Consider the following 23,594-nt stretch of genomic DNA (forward strand, 5'->3'; position numbering starts at 1 on the left):
TCGACTTATCCACAGTGGTATAGTACGCTATACCACTATTTCACCTAGTCAAATTTCAATTAGCACAGGTGGTCAGTTTTCAGTTAGCAGCAACAACACTTCAGCCCAACGAGGCAATTCTGCCGCTATCCGGTCTTCTTTTTTCGTATTCATGGCACGGAAGATTTCGCTAATGATTTCGTGCGTATTTGAGGAATCCTTCGCGCTCATTTGAGCTATGGTGTCGGTGAACAGGCCGTTGCCAATGAAAATATCCGTATCTTCGGCGAAGAAGCAGAATACAAGCCGCGCCATGAAATGATTCATGTCATGACGGCGGTGTGTACTCCCCCATTCCGGGTTATCTTTCAGTAGTTCCACATAAAGACGATTGAGGCGGCTGGTCGCTCTGATATCAAAAGCATTTTCACTAATTTGCTTGACGGTCGAAATTCCAGCGAGTGGCAGAAAGAAGCCGAAATGATCTGGAAAATCTTTGTATGCGCAAACTATGGTTTCACCGCTGATGATGTCTTCTGCTTGAAACTCTTCACCATCGGTAGCGAGGATAAACTTGGTTTTCTGGCGGCTGGTTGCTGGGCTGTTTTTGAGCCTCTCCAGCGTTTTCAGTACTTCACCAGTTGGGCAGGCTGAAATATGTATGTTGTTGTACTGGAGGACTGCACCTGCTATATCGGTTTTATTCGTGTTGCCACTTCTTAGGCGATTGATTGTGGTTGCTTTATTTCCAAATGCCTCCAAAAAAGCGTAGGGAAATTCCGCCGGAACAAATGGCTGCTCTGCCAGTTTGTGGATATTGCTTCTTCAATCTCTACAGCGTTCAAAGCACCGCCTTGTCCGATTTCTTATGGCTTTTGATAAAGGTTAGGCTTTATACAGAGCAAGACCTGCCGATAGGTCAGAATAGATACCAGCAATGGTTTGTTCATCGCTTTTATATGACGCAGCTCTTTTGAAACCCATTTCACGCAGATGAGCTCTTATTTTCATAACATCACTCTCATCTTCACAATCGTAAGTGTAAACACAAATGACATAAACCTTGCCTTTGCTTCGCCAAGCAGTGGATACTTTGGCTTGTTTCCATAGTTTCCCGTCTTCAACAGCTTTCTTTACATTGCGCCATGTATCGTCAATGTATTTTTCAGCAACAAAGAACAGCCATTTGCCTAATCGTATTGCCTCTGCCTGAGGAATATTTCCTCTGTAGTGTGCAACGATAAATGCCGCGTGAGTGACTTCACTAGGATTGCCTCCTTCAGCAGACTGCACGACATCTGGTTCAGAATCTTTCTTTGCGCCATATAGTTTCTTATTTGTCATTTTTGCATGCAGCAGTTTATTGGCGGTAATTTATTTATAGGCTGAACGAGATGGACGCTGCAAGTGGTAACTTTTGTACGCATAACTTATGCCAGACAAATCAAATTTTCAATGTTCTTTTATTCTTAAGCGTATCTATCGAGATCAACGTGGCCTTCTCCCCATCATACATAATGGCTACATCTTTCCCAGCAACTGGTTTGCCTTCAACAGCATTTAATTGATGCACAATATAATCTTTGTTGACCTGCTGATAAAAAACAGCATTTTCTTTATCAATATGAATAATTTGCCCCTCATATTGTTTTTTATCAACTGGTGTTTTAGTTAAATAAATATTGTAGACACCTGGCTTGATACCCTCATCAACCTTCTTGATAGTGCCAACCGTCTCCCATTCATTATTATTTTGAGTTTGTAGAATCTTTTGGCCATTCATTACAATCATTCGTAGCTTTGCGGGTGTCGTCATTTCAAATTAGTTGTTAGTAGGATTGATAGCAAGTCTAAATTATCCCGCTTCCTGTTGTCCGGCAATTTCATCCAGTATTTTCATAAGATCAAAAGGCTCAGCTCTTTCTATGCCATGCAGAAAGGCGATCAACTGCAGTGCGCCGCTGCCCTTGGCTGAGAAGCTGCCATCTTGCAACGCTTTTATGGTGAACTGAACGATATTTGGGCAATTTCTGCCTTGCTCAAAATAATCACTAATCTTGGTCTTTAGTAACTCTTTATTATCGTTAGATAGATCACGCATTAAATCCTGTGGCTTGCGTTTGTCTTTTTTAATCAAATTGTAAATAGAGTCCAGCAATGAATTCGGTGTGGTTTGTTTTTGATCGATGTTATTAGCTGAAGTGGTATTCGATTTGCCTTCAGCATTGGATGCTTGATCATCCGCAGAATTAGACGGGGGCGTTTTTTTAAGCTTTAAGAATTTACTGAATTGGTATACGTCCAATCGTGATATTTCTTCCTGTGTACTGAGTGCCAGCCATGTGATTACTTCTTCTGTGTTAGCTTTATACAGCCTTGTTAAATCATAGAGTGCAGTGACATCAGTGCAACGGCCTGTCCGGTACACATCTGCGAGTGGATCAGGCAGATCAAGGAGTGTGGCATGCATGGTGATATAAGGATTGGTTTTGCCAATGAGCCTGGCAATTTCAGATTTGGTTTTACCGCCTGCCAGTTGCCGCCCAATGAAGTCAGCAATCTCTCTGGAAGTTAAGTCATCTCTTTGCAGATTCTCGATTACCTGATCAGCTTCACTGTAATCGGTATCAATGAATGCCGGAATCTTTGTTAACCCGGCATGAATGCTGGCGCGATAGCGTCTTGACCCATGATTAATAATGTAGGTTCCCGGTTTATCCGGATTGGGGCGAACCGATATGGGTGATTTTACTCCGCGTAATTTAACCGTTTCCGTTAATTCCCATAACGTTTCCTGATTAAATTCCTTCCTGGGTTGATGGATATCTTCGCTGATCAGCGTGATGTCAATTTCTGTCGCGCCGATAGGCGCAACGAGCCCTTTTTTATTTTCCTTTTTTCTTCCTGTCATTTTTATCGTGGGCCTAACTTGCGCTCGTTATACCGGGTAAAAATATTTATTTAGATTAAACAATTCTAACCATTTATGATTAGCGAGATAGAAACTATGGATGCAATTATCAATAAATAAAAACGCGCAAAAAATTATCTTTGCACTTCGGTGTTTTTGTTCTTCTTGATCAGTTTATTATTGAATGCTTGATCCTCGTATCAGAAAACGGCTTACGTTTTCAGATTCTCAAGATTTTCTATTAGTTACTCATCTACCCTCTATCCATAACATTCTAAGGTAACTATCAATATTTATTATATTTATACAAATCAATGATGTAAGCAATTATTGATTTGAATTCTATTTTAATCCTATTATTAATAATTATCCATAAACTATGTATATAACGAATTATTATTTGGCCCTCCATTGAATTAATAAATTTGTATTTTTATTTTGGATTAAAATAGCAGCAAAACTGCTGCAAAACAATGGTGCTGATTAGTTAAGCTGCTTAAACCCTAAATATGGCAGGGCTATTATATGTACAATTTAATCTTAATCACAAATATTTTGCGTATCCTTGATGAAAAGGATATGACCAAATCAGAATTGGCAGAGAAGGCGGGTGTCTCCATCTCTTTTTTTACCGATCTGACCAATGATAAAGCCAATCCATCACTCAGAATTATAGAAGCGGTCGCAGAAGCACTCGAGACCCCACTGCCAATGCTATTGGATAGTTCGGATATGAGCACGGCCGATCTTGAAGCATTAACCAATCGAAAGTTGAAGCATTTGCCTAAAGGCTTTGTCTGGAAAGGTGGCGTTCTGAGCGAATATGAGGCGTATCAAGTCGAACAGTGGGATAAAAAGAACAGAGCGTTCTTATTAAAAAATAAAAAGTAAGCAAAATAGAAAGTAATAAAAAAGCAGTAAAAAAAGTATTGCGTAAAATGTAATTACGTTATATTGTAATGTCTTGTGCAAGTTGTTGGAGTACTCGCATGACACTGCAAGATCAATTACCTCACATCACAACCGTTAAAGATCGTGCAAAGAGCAAGCTGGAGCGCGATGCACGGGAAATACTGTCCGCACTGCAAGATCCTGAGACGGTTGAAATCATGGTCAACGCCGATGGCCGTATCTGGCAAGAGAGACTGGGTCAAAAGATCCAACATATCGGAAATATTCAGGCTGCCCAGGTTGAAGCCGTCATCAAAACGGTTGCAGGTTTCCACGGCAAGGAAGTCAATCGATTCAATCCAATGATCGAGGGAGAATTTCCACTCGATAACTCACGCTTTGCCGGTCAACTACCTCCCATTGTTTCATCCCCGACTTTTGCCATTCGTAAAAAAGCCATTAAGATCTTTACGCTTGAGCAGTATGTGGAAACCGGTGTGTTGTCGCCCAGACATGGAGATGTCATTAAAGAGGCTGTGCGCAAGCACCGCAACATTCTAGTCATTGGTGGCACTGGATCCGGTAAAACAACATTGATCAACGCCATTATCAATGAAATGGTTTTGAGTGACCCGGATGAGCGCATCTTCATCCTGGAGGATACCGGTGAGATCCAATGCGCTGCCCGGAATTTTGTTCAGTATCACACCACACTCGATGTCGATATGACGCAATTGCTCAAAACAACCTTGCGTATGCGCCCGGATCGCATTCTGGTCGGTGAAGTGAGAGGCCCTGAAGCACTGGATTTGCTCGATGCTTGGAACACCGGTCATGAGGGAGGAGCTGCAACTTTGCACGCCAATGATGCGCTATCAGGACTAACCCGCCTGGAATCCCTGATTTCACGCAATCCTTCAGCACCTAAAGAGATCATGTCATTAATCGCGGAGGCGGTTGATATGGTGGTACATATCACGCGCGCACCCCACGGCAGAAAAATCCAGCAGATTATCGAAGTGCAAGGTTTTAAAAGAGGAAGTTACCAGATCAAAAAGTTGTAAATCATCCATAGGAGCCAGTCTATGAAACTGATTCATATCAAGGATATCTCTCCATTCTTTTGTTTCTTCTCAATCGCTTTTTTGTTTGCGCTTTTGTTTTCAACCGATAACGCACAAGCGGCTGTAGGCGCGGGTGGCGCGCTTCCCTATGAAACCTGGTTGGTTAATCTCAGAAACTCCGTCACCGGCCCGGTTGCTTTTACCCTATCTATCGTCGGCATTGTCGTTGCAGGCGGCATTCTGATCTTTGGTGGTGAACTCAATGCATTTTTTCGCACATTAATTTTTATTGTGCTGGTTATGGCATTACTCGTAGGTGCCAACAACATCATGACCAATTTGTTTCAGGGTGCGGTTATTCCGGGTGAAAGACCCCAAGACCAGGAAACAATCCTCAATTCACAGGAATAGGTGGCAAACTCATGGCGCTTCGAACCATACCTATCCGCCAATCGGGAAACCGTCCCAACTTGTTCATGGGTGGCGACCGGGAACTGGTTATGTTCTCTATCCTGATTGCAGCCACATCCATCTTTGTAGCGATGGAAATCAAGGCTACGCTCTTCGGCATAGCACTGTGGATTTCTGCACTGTTTGCACTGCGATTGATGGCTAAAAATGATCCACAACTACGTCATGTGTATTTACGTCAGATTCGATACGAAACATATTATCCGGCGCGAAGCACTCCTTTTTATGACAATACGCTCACACAGGAAAAACAGCATCTATGATTGCCGCCATCACAATTCTTATTGCATCCTCTGGAGCTGCGCTGCTCTTGATACTGTTTATCCGTATCCGTGATGCAGGTAAAGAATTAAGACTGGATCAACATCGATCCAAAGTGATGGGTTTTGCCGATCTGCTGGTGTATGCGGCGGTGGTGGAAGACGGCGTGATTGTCGGCAAAAACGGTTCATTGATGGCTGCCTGGGTATTCTGCGGCGATGATACGGCCAGTAGTACCGAGATCGAGCGTGAGCGCGTGTCATTCCGCATTAACCAGGCTTTATCTCGCTTAGGCAATGGCTGGATGATTCATGTCGACGCCATCAGAAAATCCGCACAAGGTTATTCAGACAAAGCGCTTTCCAATTATCCCGATCCGGTGACCGCTGCCATCGATGCTGAGCGGCGCAATCTGTTCGAGCGTATCGGCACAATGTATGAAAGCTGTTTTATCGTATCACTGACGTACTTACCGCCAATGCTGGCGCAGCGCAAGTTCGTTGAACTGATGTTTGACGATGAAGCCCAAGCACCGGATCAAAAAGCCAGAACACAAGGCTTGCTGGAATATTTTCAGCGCGAATGTGCCAACTTTGAATCCCGATTATCCAGCGTATTTCATTTTTCGCGCTTAAAAAGCCGCAAACTGGTGAATGAAGACAATACCACCATCACCCATGATGATTTCTTGCAGTGGCTGCAATTATGCGTGACCGGCCTGGATCATCCAATGGTGTTACCGGCCAATCCGATGTATTTGGATACCTTGCTCGGTGGTCAGGAAATGTGGGGCGGGGTCGTACCTAAGATTGGCCGCAATTTTGTTCAGGTGGTCTCGATTGAGGGTTTTCCGCTCGAATCCTCACCCGGTATGTTAAATCTGCTCTCTGAATTGCCGGGTGTGTATCGCTGGTCATCACGATTTATCTTTATGGATACGCATGAAGCAGTCAATCATCTGGAAAAATTCCGCAGACGCTGGAAACAAAAGATTCGTGGATTCTTTGACCAGGTGTTTAATCTGCAAAGCAGCAACATCGATGAAGACGCGCTGAATATGACTGAAGATGCGCAGTCAGCCATTGCAGAGACCAACAGCGGTTTTGTCGGGCAAGGGTACTATACCAGCGTGGTGGTGCTGATGATGGAAGACCGGGCAGCATTGGAAGAAGCCGGGCGAAAGGTAGAGAAAGCCATCAATCATCTGGGCTTTGCTGCACGGGTGGAAACCATCAACACGATGGATGCGTATCTGGGAAGTCTGCCCGGTCACGGTGTCGAGAATGTGCGCAGACCCCTCATCAATACGATGAATCTGGCCGATTTGTTGCCGGTCAATACTATTTGGACAGGCAAACCCATAGCACCCTGTCCGATGTATCCACCCAATTCACCGCCGCTGATGCACTGTGTCACACAAGGTGCTACGCCCTTCCGGCTGAACTTGCATGTACGCGATCTGGGCCACACTTTTATGTTCGGACCGACCGGTGCAGGTAAATCCACGCACTTGGCGTTGATTGCCGCGCAATTGAGACGTTACCCCGGCATGTCGATTTATTGCTTTGACAAGGGGCTATCGATGTATCCACTCACAAAAGCCGTGGGTGGCCAGCATTTTACGGTAGCAGGCGATGATGAATCGTTATCTTTTTGTCCATTACAGTTTTTACAGACCAAAGGTGATCGTGCCTGGACGCTGGAGTGGATTTGTTTGATGGTAGAACTCAACGGCATCACGGTCACCCCGTTACAGCGTAACGAAATCAGCCAGGCCATTACTAACATGCATCAAAGCGGCTCAAAAACCTTATCGGATTTGTCAGTGACGATCCAAGATGAATCCATACGTGAGTGTCTTCGGCAATACACCATTGACGGCATGATGGGGCACTTACTCGATGCTGAAGCCGATGGATTGAATCTTTCAACCTTCACCACGTTCGAGATCGAGGAATTAATGAATCTCGGTGATAAATACGCACTGCCCACCTTGCTGTATCTGTTTCGCCGTATTGAGCGCAGCCTGCACGGGCAACCTTCCGCCATCATTCTGGATGAAGCCTGGCTGATGCTGGGGCACCCGGTGTTTCGCGCAAAGATCCGTGAATGGCTCAAGGTCATGCGTAAAAACAATTGCCTGGTGTTGATGGCAACACAAAGCCTGTCGGATGCGGCCAACAGCGGTATTCTTGATGTGATTGTTGAATCCACCGCCACCAAGATATTTCTACCCAACGTATTTGCGCGCGATGAGGAAGCATCGGCACTCTATCGGCGCATGGGATTGAATACTCGTCAGATTGAGATCTTAGCTTCTGCAATTCCCAAACAGCAATATTACACGGTGTCCGAGAATGGCAGGCGGCTCTACGACTTGGCGCTTGGGCCATTGGCTCTTGCGCTTATAGGATCTACGGATAAGGAATCAATCGCCACGATTAAAAACCTGTGTGACAAATATGGCGACCGTTGGGTTCACGAATGGCTGGCGATCAAAGGGTTAACGTTATCTGATTATGGAGTGGCTGCATGAATATGATCAACGAACTATTCAAGATAAAACCGGGTGCGGGTGAGACTATGCGTATCAATGACGGTGTGATGGAAGGCGGTCGCCGCTGCGGTGAAAATGAAAATCCCTATCTGTCAGCAAGGCGTACTTGGAATGATCATATGCGGGAAGTAATTGCTTCGCGCACTATGTGGCAAATGCTAGCATTGCTTTGTTTATTGATTGCGCTGGCAGGAGTGGGGGGTGTGATTGCAATCGGCAGTCAGTCCAAATTTATCCCCTATGTGGTACAGGTCAATAAACTGGGCGAAGCCATCGCGGTTTCGCGCGCAGATATCGCTGCGGTAGCCGATCAGCGCGTTGTGCATGCATCAGTTGCCGCATTCATCAATGATTTGCGCATGGTGACCCCCGATATCGCCTTGCAACGTCGCGCTATCTTTCGTGCGTATGCCATGCTATCCAATAACGATCCCGCCACGGCAAAAGCCAATGAATGGTTCAGTAGTGGTGAGGCAAGCAGTCCTTTCAAGCGCGCTGAAACACAAACCGTCAATGTTGAAATCATATCGGTGATTCCCCAATCGCCGGAGACCTGGCAGGTCGATTGGCTGGAAAAAGTCTATGACCGGCAAGGGCATTTAACCGAGCCGCCTTTCAAGATGCGTGCTTTGCTCAGGATCTATAACAAGCCGACCACACAAAGCACGACGGAAGAGCAGATCAGAAATAACCCGCTGGGTATTTATATTCAGGATTTCTCCTGGTCGAAACAAACATAAAGGGGTCACTCATCATGAAACCGTTATTCGCTTTAAGTATCCTGAGCACATTGATTTTGTCCATCGGATTCGTTGTCCCAAGCTATGCCAATGGATTGTCAGAAGCGTATTTCACCGATAAGAACCCACAACTCACTCTGCAGGAACGCGCGGCTATTGATCTCGCCAAGAAATGGCAGGCAGTCAATCCCGCCAGTACAAAGCCGGTTGCAGGGCCGGATGGCTCCATCCGTTTTCTGTTTGGCTCTCAGCAACCCAGCATCGTTTGTGCGGTATTGCAAGTCTGCGATATCGAATTGCAGCCGGGTGAGCAGGTGAATTCCATCCACCTAGGCGATCAGGCGCGTTGGCTGATAGAACCGGCAGTGACCGGTCAGGGATCTTCTGAGGTGCAACATTTGATTGTTAAACCATTGGATGTGGGACTTGAAACATCCCTGGTGGTGACGACCAACCGGCGCACGTATCACATGCGTCTGCGTTCTCATCGGCGCGATTTTATGCCGAGAGTGAGTTTTACTTATCCGGAAGATGCGCTGATTAAATGGGATGCGATTAGAGATAAAGAAAGTCATGCGATGGGAATCAGGAAATCGCGCACCATTTCTGAAACCGGAGAATATCTGGGTAATCTGGATTTTGCGTATGCAGTGTCTGGCGATGCTGCTTGGAAGCCGCTGCGTGTCTATAACGATGGTCAAAAAACCATCATACAAATGCCTGCCATCATGGCACAGACAGAAGCACCGACTTTGTTACTTTTAACTAAGGAGGGCGGCATTTTTAGCGATGATGAAACGGTTATGGTGAATTACCGTTTGCAGGGTGATCGCTATATCGTAGATACCGTGTTTGACAAGGCTATTTTGATTGCCGGTGTTGGTGGCAATCAAAGCAGGGTGACGATTACGAGGGGAAATTGATCATGAGATCCAATATTTTAATTATCATTTTGTTATTGCTCCTGGGCGGTTGTGCTTCGCAACCGTATGGTAATTTTATTCAAAATCCGTCAATCGTAACCAGCAAAGTCATGGCTGATGACGTGACAATCCAAATAGTGCGGCTGTATCCGGCGGCCAATACGCAGTTTAATTTGCGCCACGTGGTTAATGATCCGTTTGGTCATGCCTTGATCGAAAACCTGCGTCTTGAAGGGTTCGCGGTTCAGGAAGCGATTCAGCAATCAATTCAGCAACAAATCTTTGCTGTGCCGAATCAACCTGATACTGAACCGCAAAAAGGCTTGATCTTGAGTTACATCATTGACCAATCAGGTGATTTGTATCATGTCAAACTCATGATTGACGATATGCGCTTATCGCGTGCATTCGCGGTACAGGCCGACAGTATCCATCCTGCCGGTCTTTGGGTCAGAAAAGAATAAGGGGATAAGGGTGATGTCAACCAATTCTAAACTCCTGTCGCCCGATTCATCCCCGGATGTAGTTGCCAAAAGCGTTGGGGTGCGGCGCGTCAATAACCTTCCGATTATTATCTTTGGCGGGATTATGTTGATTTTTATGCTGCTCATGATGATCGTCGCCATGAATCGCGCAGCTGAGCGCGGTCAATACGATTTGGATGGCAATCATGACACTCAGTCGAGCAATTCCTTTGCCTCACTGATTGCCAAAGACTATATCGGCGGCATTATCGAACCTAAAATTCAGCCTGTAATTCCTGAATCCTCTGCAAAGCTATCTGCGCAGGGAATTATTATTGAACGGCCATCAGATCTGGATCGGCCGCCTTTGCCGCCCTCTATGGATACTACCGATCCATCGCTTCACGCTGATATTGCTCATATTAGGATGCTGAAACGCCAGCAACTGGAAGAAGCGATCAAGGCCAAAACCAATGTCAATGTGATTGCACCCAGAAGTACCGGATCCTCGCCGGACTTAACCAATGTCGGCGCGCCCAAAACACGCGAGGAAATGTTGGCAAAATTAGCATCGGTGCGTCAACAGATTGATGCAAATCTGCGCGAAGATCCTACGGCTGCGTATCATGCGCGCCTGGCGCAGTTGCGGCAGGATGGGGGAACGACGGGTGTGGCGGGAGGATTGGGAGCACGTAGGGATGATGAATTCATGGATGATGGCACCCCTCGATTGCTGAATGACGAGACTGGTACACGGGATAAGGATTATTCGCGCTTTGATTCGGTAGAAGGAGAAGCACGCTGGAAATTGAATAACGAAGTCCAGAAACCTGCATCGCCTTACGTACTGCAAGCCGGGTTTGTGATACCGGCAGCCTTGATATCCGGTATTAATTCGAGTCTGCCGGGGCAGATCATGGCACAGGTGAGCCAGCATATTTATGATTCCCCGATAGGAAAATGGCGTTTGATTCCACAAGGATCCAGATTGGTGGGTACGTATTCCAGCGAAGTGGAATTCGGTCAGGCGCGTGTGCTGGTTGCCTGGCAGCGCATTATCTTTCCGGATGGTAAAACCATGGATATCGGTGCTATGCCGGGTGCTGACGGGGTGGGTTATGCTGGGTTTAAGGATCTGGTCAATAACCATTACCTGCGTATCTTTGGTTCAGCCCTGATCATGTCGGCGATTGTGGCTGGTGCCGCGTACAGTCAGCGTGATGCAGGCGGTGCGTTCGGACGACAAAATGCTGGCAGCATCATGAGCCAATCGCTCGGTCAGCAATTGGGGTTGGTGACAGCCAATCTCATTCGTAAGAACCTGAATATATCGCCCACGCTAGAGATCAGGCCGGGATATCGCTTTAACATCATTGTGACCAAAGACATGAAGTTTTCCAAACCATACCAATCATTTGATTATTAATGACAGGAGGTTCAAACATGACAAACAGTAAAAATCTAACCACCCGATTGATCATGATACTGCTCGTGTTGGGTAATACCGGTTATTCACCGGTTATCAAAGCAGGTGGAATGGCTGTCATTGATGTGGCAAATATCAAACAAACCACAATTACCGCGCTTGAAGCGATAGAGCAGACCCAAAAGCAAATAGAGCAGTATCAGACGCAATTGCAGCAATATGAGAACATGATCCGAAATACCGTGGCGCCCCCTGCTTATGTCTGGGCGAAAGTGGAGTATGCGATGAATAAGCTCATCAATTTGACCAATACCATACGCTATTATGAACAGCAGTATGGCGGACTGGATGGTTATATGCAACGATTTCGCAATGTTGAATATTATCGCAGTTCTCCCTGTTTTAGTTTGCAGGAAAAATGCAATGAAGGTGCCTGGAAGCTCCTGAAGGAAGGACAAAATACCAGCACGGACGCACAAAAAAATGCCAATGATTCGCTCCTACGGGGTTTAAGTGAACATCAGAATCAGATTCCAGTGGATGCTGCTCACCTGCAAGTCTTACAACAAAGAACCGAGTCGGCCCAGGGACAAATGGAAGCGTTGCAATATGCCAACCAGTTGGCCGCGTACCAGGCAAACCAGTTGTTGCAAATGCGTCAGATGCTGATTGCGCAGCATAATGCCGCCAATACGCAAAGTCAGGCCGAGGTAGATCAAAAGGCCATGCAACAGGCTGCGCGTGAGGCGGCAACCAAGCGATTGAGTCCTGAAATATTGCCAGCTGGTAGAAACTGGTCTGTAAGAGATGCCTTTTGAAACACTAACTAAAGGAGATACCGATGAAAAAAGGTCATTCGAGTATTGCAGTTATTTGTTCATTGTCTTTGTTACTGTTGTCAGGGTGTTATAAGGATGGCGATGGCAAGCTTGAGTTGAAGGAGCCTAAGAAAGAATTAAGTGAAATGCCGGAAAGAAAGAACTGGCTTGAAATGGATATTTCTGATCCTGATAAATTTAAGAAACAAATGGATGGTGCTGAGTAGCTAATTACATATTTTGGGAATAGCAAGATGCTTAAGAATCCAGGCGTAATTTTCCTTGTTTTTATTGTATTGTTAAGTTTCTCATCTGTTGTATTTGCAGAGCTTGCTTACATTGATCCAGCTACGAATCAAAGTGTATTAGATCAGGTAATTCAGAAGTTTTTAGGAAAAGCCAAATCTTGGCAAACGGTCATTCAAGGTGCTGCTGAGCGCTTGTTCTGGACGATGGTGCTGATTTCCATGGTGTGGACATTTGGAATGATGCTATTGCGGAAAGCCGATATCGGGGATTTCTTTGCTGAGTTTACCCGTTTTATTATCTTCACCGGGTTTTACTTCTGGTTGTTGACTAATGCAGTGTCTGGACACAATATTGCGGGTACCATTATTGCCTCGATGCAGCAGTTAGGCGGTACTGCTGCTGGCCTACCAAGTGGTGCCAGTCATTCCAGTATTATGGATATAGGTGTTTTAATCTGGAACCAGGCAACGAGTAATCTTACATTACTGCAACCGGTCGATAGCCTGATTGCTGTCATCATATCGTTGATAGTTCTCATTGTTTTAGCGGTAATTGCAGTGAACATGCTGCTTTTGTTAATTTCATCTTGGGTACTCATGTATGCAGGAATCTTCTTTTTAGGCTTTGGCGGCGCACGCTGGACATCCGATATCGCCATCAACTACTTTAAAACAGTTCTGGGTGTTGGTATCCAGCTATTTATAATGCTTCTGATTGTTGGTATCGGTAGTGACCTGTTATCCAGTTTTTACGCCAAAATGGGTAAAAACGTTCTGAATTATGAAGAGCTGGCGGTTATGCTAATTTTTACGATTGCATTTTTTGTATTGATTTCAAGATTGCCGCTGTTGCTGGCTGGCATTATAACGGGTAGTAGCATAGGTTCGACTGTCGGAATTGGCAGTTATGGCGCCGGTGGTTTTATGGCAGCGGCAGGTACGGCAGCAGCCGTTACGTCTTTTGGCGGCACACTGGCAGCAAGTCGGCTGACAGCAGCAAGGAGTGCAGGAACGGATGCTTTGCGTAATGCCATAGAAAAAGGCCAGGCTCAGGAATCGTCAGGTATGAACAATATTTCGCAAGGAGGGGGTAAATAATGAATAAGGTATTTAAGCGATTCGATCGATGATGGATTTGTCACCGGATCTGCAAGAAAGAGTGGTGTGCTCAATCACTGCTGCCGTCAAATATGAGATACCCGCCAATATCTTGCTGGCGATAGCCGAGAAAGAAGGCGGCAAACCGGGCCAATGGGTGCGTAACAGTAACGGTACGCACGATGTTGGCTCGATGCAATTTAATACCGCATATCTTCAAGATTTATCCAAATATGGCATCACACCTGATCATGTAGCAAATTCGGGTTGTTATGCCTATGATCTGGCCGCATGGCGTGTGCGGTCACATATCAAAAATGATCAAGGCGACATCTGGACAAAAGCGGCCAATTATCATTCGCGTACGCCAAAATATAATGCAAAGTATCGCGCTGATCTGATTGTCAAAGCGGTTAAATGGGCAGACTGGTTGGAAGATCGGTTCCCTTCGGTCAAATAACATAGTAAATAAAATTAAAAAAACTGATCCCGTTTCTTCAGTGCATGATCTACCCTGGTAAGATCATTGGGAGATGTTATTTTCTCCAGCAGCAAGGTATGGTTTTTATAAGGATCGTTTTTTAACAGGACGTCGCGGGTACTGAATAGTATTACTCTCTGGCTAATCGGCTATATCACTACAATATCTGCATTTGTCATAGCCAGCCCGGCACTGAGTGTAGCAATCTGTACTGCAGCACCAGCGCCATTTCCATTCGCATCATATAGCAGTGCTCCTGTTACATTGTTGTAAATGACGAATCATTATTATCTTGCGCTTGTGTGCCTACCTTAAACTGACCAGCCGCAAGAGTTTCTGGTGTTGTCAACGCAGTAAATACTGCATTTTCAAGCTGGATAGTGTCATTTACGATGTTGAAATCTGTGATCGAGTCGATGTGACCTACGGTAAGAACTTGAATAAATCATTGCCTGTTCCACCAGTCAAAATGTTGGTTCCGGTACCCCATCAAGGATATCATTACCATCGCCACCATTCAGGGTATCGTTTCCTGCCAGCTCAGCTAACTAGTTGGCGGCTGTATTTCCGGTGATGACATTCGTCAAACCATTGCCAGTGCCATTAATTGCTGTTGCACCAGTCGAAACCAAGTTTTCGACATGCATCAATATATACGGGAAGTTGAAGCGGAGCCAGTGGCGTGCATATTGTGCATTTTATTGGGCCTGCCGGGTTAAGAGGAAACGCGCGGGTATATCCAACACTGGTTAAGAAACTGTTAAGTTCAAGAAAAATCAGCTCAGAAGATATTCAGCGCGGCTGACAAACTCATGAAAGCCGGGCAAGTTAAACCAGAGTAACCACTAAGGCCCCGAAAGGGGCTAACCGAACAGGAGAATCAATAATGAAAATAAATTTTTAGCAGATCCCGACCACAGCTGGGCGTAAGTTAAAAGGCAGCTTCTAATCGATCTAGGTACTGAAAAGGAAATCTCTCAAGTTATTCCTACCAGTTTGGGGAATGGGTTTATCTCGAAGAAGATTGCGACCTATCGCTATTCCTTGAAAAGATCAACGAGAAGGGGGTGAAGATTGAGTTCAACGATAATTTTGCCAGAACGCAATCGAAAGTTCGCAGTTATCAATCATTCAGATCCATTACAGCACAACAGGTGAAACCATGAAATTTTTTCTACTATCAATATTGACCCGGTGCTATTAGTCACTACTTCCTAATACATCTCCATATCTAACTTGAGATCATTCCAAGAAAATTTTAAAAAAGATATGATTGTGCCTTAGTAAAAGTTGGTATCTGATTAACTAATTACCTAATCACATGTTAAATAATAATCTTATTCTCTCTTTAGGAGGGGTGTTTTTAATAGCTGTTACAGTTTCGGCACAATCTTCAACGGACTTTTCTTTCCCCGCAGATTCGGACATTCGTCAAATCATTTTGGATCGGATCGAAAGCCGTAAACAATCCATGGGTATCGTTGTGGGATTGGTGAAAGCAGGTGAGCGCCGTATCGTCGCTAATGGCCATTTAGGTTCAGACGATCTCCGTCACGTAAATGTAGATACAGTTTTTGAAATCGGTTCTATAACCAAAGTTTTTACAGGTTTTCTGCTTGCCGATATGATGCAACGCTCCGAGGTCAAGCTTGATGATCCCATTGCAAAATATCTTCCTGAAGAAGTCGTAGTCCCAAAACGGAATGGCAAGGAAATCACATTGGTTGAACTGGCAACCCATACCTCAGGCTTGCCACGGATGCCCGATAATTTTTTACCAGCAGATCCAGCCAATCCATATCCTGATTATTCCGTTAAACAGCTCTACCAATTCCTTTCAAACTATCAATTATCACGCGATATAGGCACGGAATGGGAATACTCCAATCTCGGTTATGGACTTTTGGGCCACGGTCTTGAACGTCGCAATGGCACTGATTATGAAACCTTGATTCAAGACCGCATTCTCGAGCCTTTAGGCATGAGGAATACTGCTATTATTCTTTCTCCCAAAATGAAAGCAAGACTTGCCATCGGTCATAATTTGGCATTAGAAGCTGTTACAGATCGGGATTCAAAAGCACTTGCTGGTGCGGGGGCCTTACGTTCAACGGCGAGCGATTTGCTGACCTTCTTAGAGATGTCGCTTGGCATAAAGGAATCACCACTTGCTTCTGTTTTTGCTGCAACGCTTGAAGTACGGAGGCCCATTGGGGGAAATAACGAAATGGGACTCGGCTGGCTTGTTATGAAAGATGGCGAAGATGAAATAATTTGGCACACTGGTCTTACCGCTGGGTATTCCTCTTTTATTGGTTTCCTGATGAAAAAGAAAGTGGGGGTCGTTGTACTTTCAAACACATCCGCTAGCGTCGAGGACATTGGGAAACACCTGCTCAATCCTAAAATACCTCTTTCTCCTCCACCTAAGCTGAACATTGCAGTCACCATAGATACCAATTTATACGATGCCTATGTCGGGCGATATCGTTATAAACCGAACTATATTTTGTCCGTAACACGGGAAGGCGATCGTCTCTTTGTGCAGGCCAACGCTTATGAAAAGGTCGAAATTTTTCCGAAAGGAGAACGAGAGTTCTTTTCTAAAGCAGTGGATACTCAAATCATTTTTAATTTGAACGACAAAGGCCGTGCAGTAAGCTTTACTCATTATCAAAATGGGGGGGGCGCAGAATTGCATCGAATTGGGGAATAGTGCGCAAACCAAGTAGCTGCAATGGTCTTGCGTTAAAGTATAAGAATCTTGCATTTTTAGTTGGCAAAGGGATATCTACAGCTAATAAACTAGGATAGCCTCAAAAAACCATTCCTGATAGGGATTTAAGCCAAACCGCCAGAATTATTACAATCTAGTTGATGAGAAATATATTGGTGAGAAACACGAACCCGAAGATTCTTTTAAAGATTCTGTTATGAAATAAAACAATTTATGAAGCGATTTGTCTGACTGATCAATAAATGTAAATTTTGTACCCAATTTAGGAGTGACGAATGTACGTGGATTTAGAATCGGGTGACGGGTATTCTTTCGGTATGCCACTAATATTCTTGGCAATCATTAAAAGCTTTACTTCGAATGTGAATCCACGTTTTTGTTTTCTTAATAAGCCTCAAATACCTAATTCTAAAATGAAGAACCCCATCCCTTAGGGCGAGGTATCTGGGGCTAAAACAGAGTCAACTGCATGTCTTTATGTAACTTATAATAAGTGATGGCACCGGTTTGCGCCTCGATCAATCGCAACGAAATGATTGACGGAAACCGGGTGAATGCCTTCATCGACGATGTGACAAGGCTTGTCATTGGATATCTGAAAAATGCGCCAAACACAGACCTCGCGCGCTGACAACGAAAACTGCGTTGTCAGACGCGCAACGAATATCCCCAACCGATTCCGACTGCAATCATCAGCTGCAGTAATCCGGATTGATAAAATCACGCAAGCCATGGTGTTCGAAAATCTCGCAGTAGTCCGTCTTGCCGCTACTGGACCAGTTGCTGTGCTTGTCGAGGATTTCCATCAGCCGGTTGGCATACTCGTAGCGATCCTTGTAGGTCGATCCGGCCATCAGATCTGCGGAGGCATCCATTTTGGTAGGTAACCATTTTATCGGGTGACTTTCCCAGAATAACGGTTGTTTGATACTTTTTCAGAGCCGACTACTTAACAATCCTCTTACAATCACCGACACACTCAAATACGGCAATACTCTTATTTATTATTTCTTTCAAATCTAACATAGTTATCGCCATTCTCATGATTTGACCTAAATCTTACTCTCTCAATAGATCTTCCAATTTCTTCGATGTTTATTGCAAGATGAATACGACGCATTACTTCATTTGAGATATCATCGAGATCAATAAAGTCTCCCGATTCGAATAATTCTTCTAAAGAATCACGTATTTCTGGATATTCTTCGATACAAGCAATTAAATTTGTGACAACATCACGAATAGTTGGCTCTTCGATCCCCAGGGTAACGTGCAGACTATCGTCGATTGCTTGGGCAGAATGCGATGTGCCTCGTGGAACATACAACAAATCTCCGGCACTCAGTTCGAGAGATTTAGTCAAAATTCCGACATCAAATTTAGATGACTGAAAGTGTTGGCGTTCTGTTGGTTTGGCGAAATTATTACTGTAGAAATCCCAACGTTTTTTACCGCTGATTTGAATAATAATTACGTCATGGGCGTCATAGTGGGGGATAAGACCCGATTTCTCACTTGGCGTCAGATATAGATTTGCTCTGACATTACATTTGAACATTTGCCGAAGTATTTCACATGTTTGCCCTAATCCTGGATGAAAAAAATGTGCACCCCGGACATTAACAGTATAGCCAGGCTCATACCATTGTTTTACTTTCTGGATATCTACTACATTTTCAAAAGAAAATTTTCCGTACGGTATGTTCCGGCAAATTGCACTCATTGGCAGTATCCTGCCTTCACCAGCCATCCTTATAGCTGGTCGGTGCAACATATGATCATTCAAAATGCGATCAAAATCCCCGGGCAAAAATATTTTCGAGTACAAGAACAAAGATTCTTAGGCTATCTCGGCGGATGCTAAGCGTGGATATTTACCTTGAAAGGTTTTTCGCCATTCACTTGGAGTTACATTAAATCTATGTTTGAAATGTTGACGCAGGGAAACAGTAGATTGAAATCCTACTTGCTCTGCAATAGTATCTATTGCTAAAGAGGTAGATTCTAACAATTCCTGGCTTCGCTGAAGACGCTCAATTAATAGCCAATCTCCAACTGACATTCCCGTTGCTTTGTAAAATTGTCGGGTGAAGGTTCGTCGGCTCATCATGCTATATTGAGCAAGTTCATCCAAACCATGTATTTTATTTAAATTATTTCTCAAATAATCTAGAAGTCTATTGATTCTGGCATCTTGTGTTGAAACAGGCACAGGACGTTCAATAAATTGTGCCTGACCGCCTTCTCTATAAGGAGGAATCACCATACGTCTAGCCAATTTATTAGCAATTGCACTACCGTAATGTTGACGAACTAGATATAGACAACAGTCAAGCCCAGCTGCTGTCCCCGCTGAAGTAATCAAACGATCATCATCAACATATAATGCATTACAGTCGAGTTTTACATCAGGAAAACGATTTATGAAATCCTGTTCAAACTCCCAATGCGTAGCCGCCTTATGGTTTTTCAACAACCCTGCATACGCGAGTACATAAGTGCCTAAACAAAGCCCTACAATCTGGCTACCGCGTGCATATGCCTTAATCATTGCATCCAGCATTGCCTGGTTCGGCTTTTCAGCAGGATCTCGCCAAGAAGGAACAATAATAATGTCTGCTTTCGCCAATTCCTCTACACTAAGTGAAGATTGAACACTCAGCCCCTCATTTGAACGTATCGGGCCCGATTCCTCTGCATAGATCTTCAGTTCAAATAATTTTTGATCGTGTAGGAGTTCACCAAAAATAATACATGGTACCGATAAGTGAAAAGGGCTGAAATGATTAAAGGCGACAACCGCAACTAATGGGACAGCCATATTAAAACCTCGCAGGTTAAACTTTTTTACCGTTCAAATAGTATTTATGATGAAAGCTTGTAAATAATCAGACAATATATGTAAAAAATAATGCATCAATAAGGTAGATGCATTATTTTGGCCTCAGAATGTATATGATTCACCATCATGTGGTACTAATACTCGTTGCGTCATTTCCTTTACTCTAAGAAATTCACCCAGCTCTTTTCTGGTTAAAGTGGCATGATTCACTGCTTCCATGTGGCTTGCAATAATGGTTGCATTAGGAGCGGCTTTGTAGACCTCATAAATATCTTCCTTGCCCATGATAATGGATTCATTACCAATAACTTGTGCATCACAACTATTTAATACAACCACATCAGGATGATATTTTTTCAAGCTTTGTTCGACTTCCGTACACCAAACCGTATCTCCAGCGATATAAAATGTTTTTTCATTTGGATGTTTGAAAATGATACCGCTCACTTCGCCCAGCAATTCTTTCATGTCTTCAACTACCTTCGGCCTGCCGTGTTGTCCTAGGGTTTTAATCAGCGTAATACCCTCATAATCGTTGACTTCATTTAGTATTTGAACATTGTTAAATCCGGCGGATTTGACGGCTTTTGCATCTTTTTCATGTTGGGTAAAAATCAACATGTCTTTAGGAATTGCCTTTTTAGCCGCATCATCCCAATGATCTGGATGATCATGCGTTAAGATAACCGCATCCACATCAATTATCTCATCGATCGGCATAGGTAATTCCGACGTTGGATTACGAATGTGCTCATTGATCGTCCCGCCAAATCCAGGTAAGGCTCCTTTTTCCGCTAGCCAAGGATCAATTAATATTTTCTTACCACCATAATTAATTTTAAGTGTGGCATTTCTGATTTGAGTAAATTGCATTTTGTGGTGCTCCTCTAATGGTTTGTGTAGAAGACATTATGAGGAAGCTAATAAAAAATTATTAGTGGCCCTAGGGTCATTTATCAGAGCTTTTGGGCCATATAATATAAAACCGCTAATGGTTGCTTTAATCTTCAGATTTTATATACATCTAGGAGGGAGAGGGTTAGCAGTCTGACAAGCTTCTATTTTGTTGCTAGTGATTCCAGAATAACCTATTAATCTGTTCAATATCTTATGTTTTTAATTTATCTGAAATTTATTAAAGTTATCTCCTACTCATGCAAGAGTGCATGAATGCTCTTCCCGCTAAGGCACATTTATCATTTTGTTCCAACTGATTAGAAGTATCATATGTCGCGCAGCCGATTAAGCCACAAATAATCATTAAAATAATAACGAGAATTTTCATTTTTTCATCTTGTGATTCCCTGTGGTTTTGCCACGGGAATCTAATTAGGTTTTAGCATGCTGGGATGCGAGATGCCGTAGAAAAGGCGAGCCACTATACGTGGTAGATACATTATCACATTGTATTTCCTGTGAAATACAGACGAGGGCTGTTAGACGAAGCGGTTGTAAGAATCATTATGATGACTACGAAAGAGATAGAAGAGCGCTACGACATTGAGTTTGAGCAGATAGGTTGCGCAAAGACCACGTCATATACTTTGTACAGCGCATCCGAAGATTGCACCGGGTCAGATTGTAAGGGTGTTCAAGAGCATTACAGCGCGAGAATTGTTTAAGAAGAGGCCGGAAGACCTGTGGAATGGAGAGTTTTGGACGGATGGCTATTATCGCAACTGTAGGGGGAAGAGCGGATTGGAATGTCGTTGAGCGGTATGTAAAGAACCAAGGTAAGCCAAAAGAAGAACTGCGTCAGCTTGCGCTTTTCTAATACCCCGTGGTCTTGCCAGGGAGGTTGTTTATTTCTGAAAATCTGAAACAAGTTGATTATTTGCACTAACAAGCACCCAATCACGCCATGCGAAAAGGTAGAAGTGTCATACGCTCAGAAAAATAATAAGCTCTGCTGAAATGATTTTATGTTTGAACCTTATTTAAGCCGATGGAATCTCCTTCCCGATGGCGACCCCATTGTCGCGCGCGGCAGCTATTTATTGCCCGTGCGTATGGATGGGCACATAAATGGCAATCCTGCCATGCTGAAAATTGCCCTGGATGCCGAAGAAAAATTCGGCGGTTTAGTCATGCAATGGTGGAATGGCGATGGCGCAGCGCGAGTGTATGCTTACGCAGGTGATGCACTACTGATGGAGCGGGCACAAGGAAAAAATTCTCTCATGGAAATGGCGTGCCAAGGTCAGGATGATGAGGCGAGCTGCATCGCTTGCAATGTCATTGCCAAATTACACCAACCCCGATCTATGCCGCCGGCAGAGCTTATCCCGTTAAATATTTGGTTTGAAGCGTTAGAATCGGCTGCACAACGTGAAGGTGGTTTGTTTCTCCAAAGTCTAGCTGCCGCCCGCGAGCTGTTGGCGTCACCGCGCGACATTGTAGTGCTGCATGGCGACATACATCATGAAAACGTATTAGATTTTGGTCCGCGCGGTTGGCTTGCCATCGACCCGAAGCGCTTAATCGGTGAACGCGGCTATGATTATGCGAATCTTCTGTGCAATCCTGAATTGCCAACGGTCACTGATCCCATCAGATTTATTCGCCAATCTCACGTGATTACGCAAGCTGCTAATTTGGAACGACGGCGCTTATTGCAGTGGACATTGGCGTATGCTGGCTTATCGGCTTCATGGTTTTTGGAAGATGGTGATCGCCAAAACGCAAATTCGGATTTATCCATTGCTAAACTCGCTCTGCAAGCCCTGTTATGGGAAGTAAATAATCATGACGACTTCCATTGACGAACTGCGCATTGAACCTATCACATACGATAACGCGACCGATGCTAAGGTAATTGATGGAACATTTATCATTAATACTCGCTTGTTGCTTTCGACTTCATCTGATGGCTTCCGCTACGAGATAATCTCCATAAGGTTGCTGTGTTTGGCATATTGAAACGCGGTGGTAAGGTCTATACGAAGGTTGTTGGAGATACCAAGACAGAAACGTTGATGCCGCCCATTACTAGAAAAATAGCACCTGACAGCATAGTTTATACAGACTGTTACCGCAGTTATAATGCTCTCGACGTGAATCATTTTTACCATGAACGGATCAATCATTCCACGCTATTTGCTCAAGGTAAGAATCACATCAACGGCATTGAAAACTTTTGGAATCAGGCAAAATGCGTCTTAAGAAAATACAATGGTATTCCTAAAGGATCATTTCCTCTGTTTCTCAAAGAATGTGAATTTAGATTTAATTATGGAACACCTAAACAGCAACTATAAATACACAAACTTTGGACCCAGATTTAACCTAATCTACTACAGCCCCTATTTTTTTAAATATGCGATGAGCTGGTATTTAGTGCTACTGTTCTTGCAATTGGTGTAGAACCGATTAAAACAAGATTCTTATAGAATTTTATAAAAATATTGCGTGGCTCTGGATTGTTGTATCGTTAAAGCAAGAAGCTATATGGGGCACGGATACTTGATCTTGTGCGGCATAACCTGCTCTAGTAATAGAAAGTGTGTTGTGCAACTGTAGTGCTTTTGTTTTCAGTGCGATTGCTAAATAAAAGCTCAACATCTATAAACTGATGCGATTATGGTCAAGTGAATAGTGAACGCATGCATTTATTGTGGTACAAACCATCTTTGTCGTTGGATGCAGATGCGCTCGACTTGATGTATTCATAATCAGAGCGATCT

27 protein-coding genes and 2 pseudogenes are annotated in these 23,594 nt (G+C 44.1%); 20 read left to right on the forward strand and 9 right to left on the reverse strand.

The annotated features are described in order from the left end of the window. Positions 1-102: 102 nt before the first annotated feature. The 4 genes and pseudogenes from C4S39_RS08065 to C4S39_RS08080 form a co-directional block, all read right to left on the reverse strand. A pseudogene (locus C4S39_RS08065) lies at positions 103-824 on the reverse strand (type IIL restriction-modification enzyme MmeI); the annotation flags it as partial. Positions 825-864: 40 nt separating this feature from the next. Further along, complete coding sequence (locus tag C4S39_RS08070; RefSeq protein WP_103966518.1) at positions 865-1,323, reverse strand: putative phosphothreonine lyase domain-containing protein; 459 nt, start codon at positions 1,321-1,323, stop codon at positions 865-867. A 100-nt stretch (positions 1,324-1,423) separates the two neighbouring features. Continuing rightward, complete coding sequence (locus C4S39_RS08075; protein ID WP_258039356.1) at positions 1,424-1,762, reverse strand: KfrB domain-containing protein; 339 nt, start codon at positions 1,760-1,762, stop codon at positions 1,424-1,426. 72 nt (positions 1,763-1,834) lie between these two features. Further along, positions 1,835-2,890: a ParB/RepB/Spo0J family partition protein gene (locus C4S39_RS08080; protein ID WP_103966520.1), complete on the reverse strand. Its 1,056-nt coding sequence runs from the start codon at positions 2,888-2,890 to the stop codon at positions 1,835-1,837. A 525-nt stretch (positions 2,891-3,415) separates the two neighbouring features. On the opposite strand from C4S39_RS08080, the gene C4S39_RS08085 reads away from it, so the two are divergent. From C4S39_RS08085 to C4S39_RS08145, 13 genes are all read left to right on the forward strand, one after another. Beyond that, on the forward strand, positions 3,416-3,781 hold the full coding sequence (locus C4S39_RS08085) for a helix-turn-helix domain-containing protein (protein ID WP_062558797.1): 366 nt from the start codon (positions 3,416-3,418) through the stop codon (positions 3,779-3,781). Positions 3,782-3,879: 98 nt separating this feature from the next. Continuing rightward, complete coding sequence (gene trbB, locus C4S39_RS08090; RefSeq protein ID WP_103966521.1) at positions 3,880-4,845, forward strand: P-type conjugative transfer ATPase TrbB; 966 nt, start codon at positions 3,880-3,882, stop codon at positions 4,843-4,845. Positions 4,846-4,866: 21 nt separating this feature from the next. Further along, positions 4,867-5,256 (forward strand): TrbC/VirB2 family protein, encoded by a 390-nt coding sequence (locus C4S39_RS08095; protein WP_103966522.1) that lies wholly within the window; start codon positions 4,867-4,869, stop codon positions 5,254-5,256. Between the two features lie 11 nt (positions 5,257-5,267). Continuing rightward, positions 5,268-5,579 carry a conjugal transfer protein TrbD gene (locus tag C4S39_RS08100; protein WP_103966523.1) on the forward strand — a complete coding sequence of 104 codons (312 nt, stop codon included), beginning with the start codon at positions 5,268-5,270 and terminating at the stop codon, positions 5,577-5,579. Next, complete coding sequence (locus C4S39_RS08105; RefSeq protein ID WP_103966524.1) at positions 5,576-8,113, forward strand: VirB4 family type IV secretion/conjugal transfer ATPase; 2,538 nt, start codon at positions 5,576-5,578, stop codon at positions 8,111-8,113. The genes C4S39_RS08100 and C4S39_RS08105 overlap by 4 nt, the downstream gene beginning before the upstream one ends. Beyond that, positions 8,110-8,874: a VirB8/TrbF family protein gene (locus C4S39_RS08110; RefSeq protein ID WP_103966525.1), complete on the forward strand. Its 765-nt coding sequence runs from the start codon at positions 8,110-8,112 to the stop codon at positions 8,872-8,874. Before C4S39_RS08105 ends, C4S39_RS08110 begins: the two co-directional genes overlap by 4 nt. Positions 8,875-8,888: 14 nt before the next feature. Beyond that, positions 8,889-9,797, forward strand: a complete 909-nt coding sequence (trbG, locus tag C4S39_RS08115; protein WP_103966526.1) for a P-type conjugative transfer protein TrbG — start codon at positions 8,889-8,891, stop codon at positions 9,795-9,797. A gap of 2 nt (positions 9,798-9,799) precedes the next feature. Further along, a complete protein-coding gene (locus C4S39_RS08120; RefSeq protein ID WP_103966527.1) occupies positions 9,800-10,261 on the forward strand; it encodes a conjugal transfer protein TrbH in 462 nt (153 codons plus the stop codon). Positions 10,262-10,274: 13 nt separating this feature from the next. Continuing rightward, entirely contained in the window at positions 10,275-11,687 is a 1,413-nt protein-coding gene (locus C4S39_RS08125; RefSeq protein ID WP_103966528.1) for a TrbI/VirB10 family protein, read from the forward strand. A 17-nt stretch (positions 11,688-11,704) separates the two neighbouring features. Continuing rightward, positions 11,705-12,505, forward strand: coding sequence for a P-type conjugative transfer protein TrbJ (trbJ, locus tag C4S39_RS08130; protein ID WP_103966529.1), 801 nt, complete (start codon positions 11,705-11,707; stop codon positions 12,503-12,505). Between the two features lie 23 nt (positions 12,506-12,528). After that, entirely contained in the window at positions 12,529-12,732 is a 204-nt protein-coding gene (locus C4S39_RS08135; protein WP_103966530.1) for a hypothetical protein, read from the forward strand. A 27-nt stretch (positions 12,733-12,759) separates the two neighbouring features. Continuing rightward, positions 12,760-13,851, forward strand: coding sequence for a P-type conjugative transfer protein TrbL (gene trbL, locus C4S39_RS08140; RefSeq protein ID WP_103966531.1), 1,092 nt, complete (start codon positions 12,760-12,762; stop codon positions 13,849-13,851). Between the two features lie 28 nt (positions 13,852-13,879). Next, positions 13,880-14,311 carry a transglycosylase SLT domain-containing protein gene (locus C4S39_RS08145; RefSeq protein ID WP_103966532.1) on the forward strand — a complete coding sequence of 144 codons (432 nt, stop codon included), beginning with the start codon at positions 13,880-13,882 and terminating at the stop codon, positions 14,309-14,311. Positions 14,312-14,796: 485 nt separating this feature from the next. On the opposite strand, the gene C4S39_RS16015 is transcribed toward C4S39_RS08145, so the two are convergent. After that, positions 14,797-14,871, reverse strand: a complete 75-nt coding sequence (locus C4S39_RS16015; RefSeq protein ID WP_219817934.1) for a hypothetical protein — start codon at positions 14,869-14,871, stop codon at positions 14,797-14,799. Positions 14,872-15,653: 782 nt separating this feature from the next. Between C4S39_RS16015 and C4S39_RS08150 the strand changes: the two genes are divergently transcribed. Then, positions 15,654-17,048, forward strand: coding sequence for a serine hydrolase (locus C4S39_RS08150; protein ID WP_103966533.1), 1,395 nt, complete (start codon positions 15,654-15,656; stop codon positions 17,046-17,048). Between the two features lie 471 nt (positions 17,049-17,519). Here the strand turns inward: C4S39_RS08150 and C4S39_RS15310 are convergent, their stop codons facing one another. Beyond that, complete coding sequence (locus tag C4S39_RS15310) at positions 17,520-17,657, reverse strand: hypothetical protein (RefSeq protein WP_181023790.1); 138 nt, start codon at positions 17,655-17,657, stop codon at positions 17,520-17,522. Positions 17,658-17,671: 14 nt separating this feature from the next. On the opposite strand from C4S39_RS15310, the gene C4S39_RS15315 reads away from it, so the two are divergent. After that, positions 17,672-17,956: a hypothetical protein gene (locus C4S39_RS15315; protein ID WP_181023791.1), complete on the forward strand. Its 285-nt coding sequence runs from the start codon at positions 17,672-17,674 to the stop codon at positions 17,954-17,956. 110 nt (positions 17,957-18,066) lie between these two features. On the opposite strand, the gene C4S39_RS08160 is transcribed toward C4S39_RS15315, so the two are convergent. The 3 genes from C4S39_RS08160 to C4S39_RS08170 all read right to left on the reverse strand — a co-directional run bounded on the left by C4S39_RS08160 (position 18,067) and on the right by C4S39_RS08170 (position 20,784). Continuing rightward, entirely contained in the window at positions 18,067-18,792 is a 726-nt protein-coding gene (locus tag C4S39_RS08160; RefSeq protein WP_181023792.1) for a JmjC domain-containing protein, read from the reverse strand. 117 nt (positions 18,793-18,909) lie between these two features. Continuing rightward, complete coding sequence (locus tag C4S39_RS08165) at positions 18,910-19,890, reverse strand: GlxA family transcriptional regulator (protein WP_103966536.1); 981 nt, start codon at positions 19,888-19,890, stop codon at positions 18,910-18,912. A gap of 123 nt (positions 19,891-20,013) precedes the next feature. After that, complete coding sequence (locus C4S39_RS08170; protein ID WP_103966537.1) at positions 20,014-20,784, reverse strand: MBL fold metallo-hydrolase; 771 nt, start codon at positions 20,782-20,784, stop codon at positions 20,014-20,016. Positions 20,785-21,326: 542 nt separating this feature from the next. On the opposite strand from C4S39_RS08170, the gene C4S39_RS16020 reads away from it, so the two are divergent. The 5 genes and pseudogenes from C4S39_RS16020 to C4S39_RS08185 form a co-directional block, all read left to right on the forward strand. Further along, positions 21,327-21,533 carry a hypothetical protein gene (locus C4S39_RS16020; RefSeq protein WP_374953020.1) on the forward strand — a complete coding sequence of 69 codons (207 nt, stop codon included), beginning with the start codon at positions 21,327-21,329 and terminating at the stop codon, positions 21,531-21,533. Then, complete coding sequence (locus tag C4S39_RS16025; RefSeq protein ID WP_374953021.1) at positions 21,499-21,624, forward strand: hypothetical protein; 126 nt, start codon at positions 21,499-21,501, stop codon at positions 21,622-21,624. Before C4S39_RS16020 ends, C4S39_RS16025 begins: the two co-directional genes overlap by 35 nt. A gap of 209 nt (positions 21,625-21,833) precedes the next feature. Then, the gene (locus C4S39_RS08180; RefSeq protein ID WP_103966539.1) at positions 21,834-22,673 is read left to right on the forward strand and encodes an aminoglycoside phosphotransferase family protein; all 840 of its coding nucleotides are present in this window, start codon (positions 21,834-21,836) and stop codon (positions 22,671-22,673) included. Further along, positions 22,657-22,830, forward strand: coding sequence for a hypothetical protein (locus C4S39_RS15320; protein ID WP_181023793.1), 174 nt, complete (start codon positions 22,657-22,659; stop codon positions 22,828-22,830). The genes C4S39_RS08180 and C4S39_RS15320 overlap by 17 nt, the downstream gene beginning before the upstream one ends. After that, a pseudogene (locus C4S39_RS08185) lies at positions 22,806-23,168 on the forward strand (IS1595 family transposase); the annotation flags it as partial. The gene C4S39_RS15320 and the pseudogene C4S39_RS08185, both read left to right, overlap by 25 nt. Between the last annotated feature and the right edge of the window lie 426 nt (positions 23,169-23,594).

The sequence above is a fragment of the Nitrosomonas ureae genome (assembly GCF_900108305.1).
Classification (GTDB): Bacteria; Pseudomonadota; Gammaproteobacteria; order Burkholderiales; family Nitrosomonadaceae; genus Nitrosomonas; species Nitrosomonas ureae_B.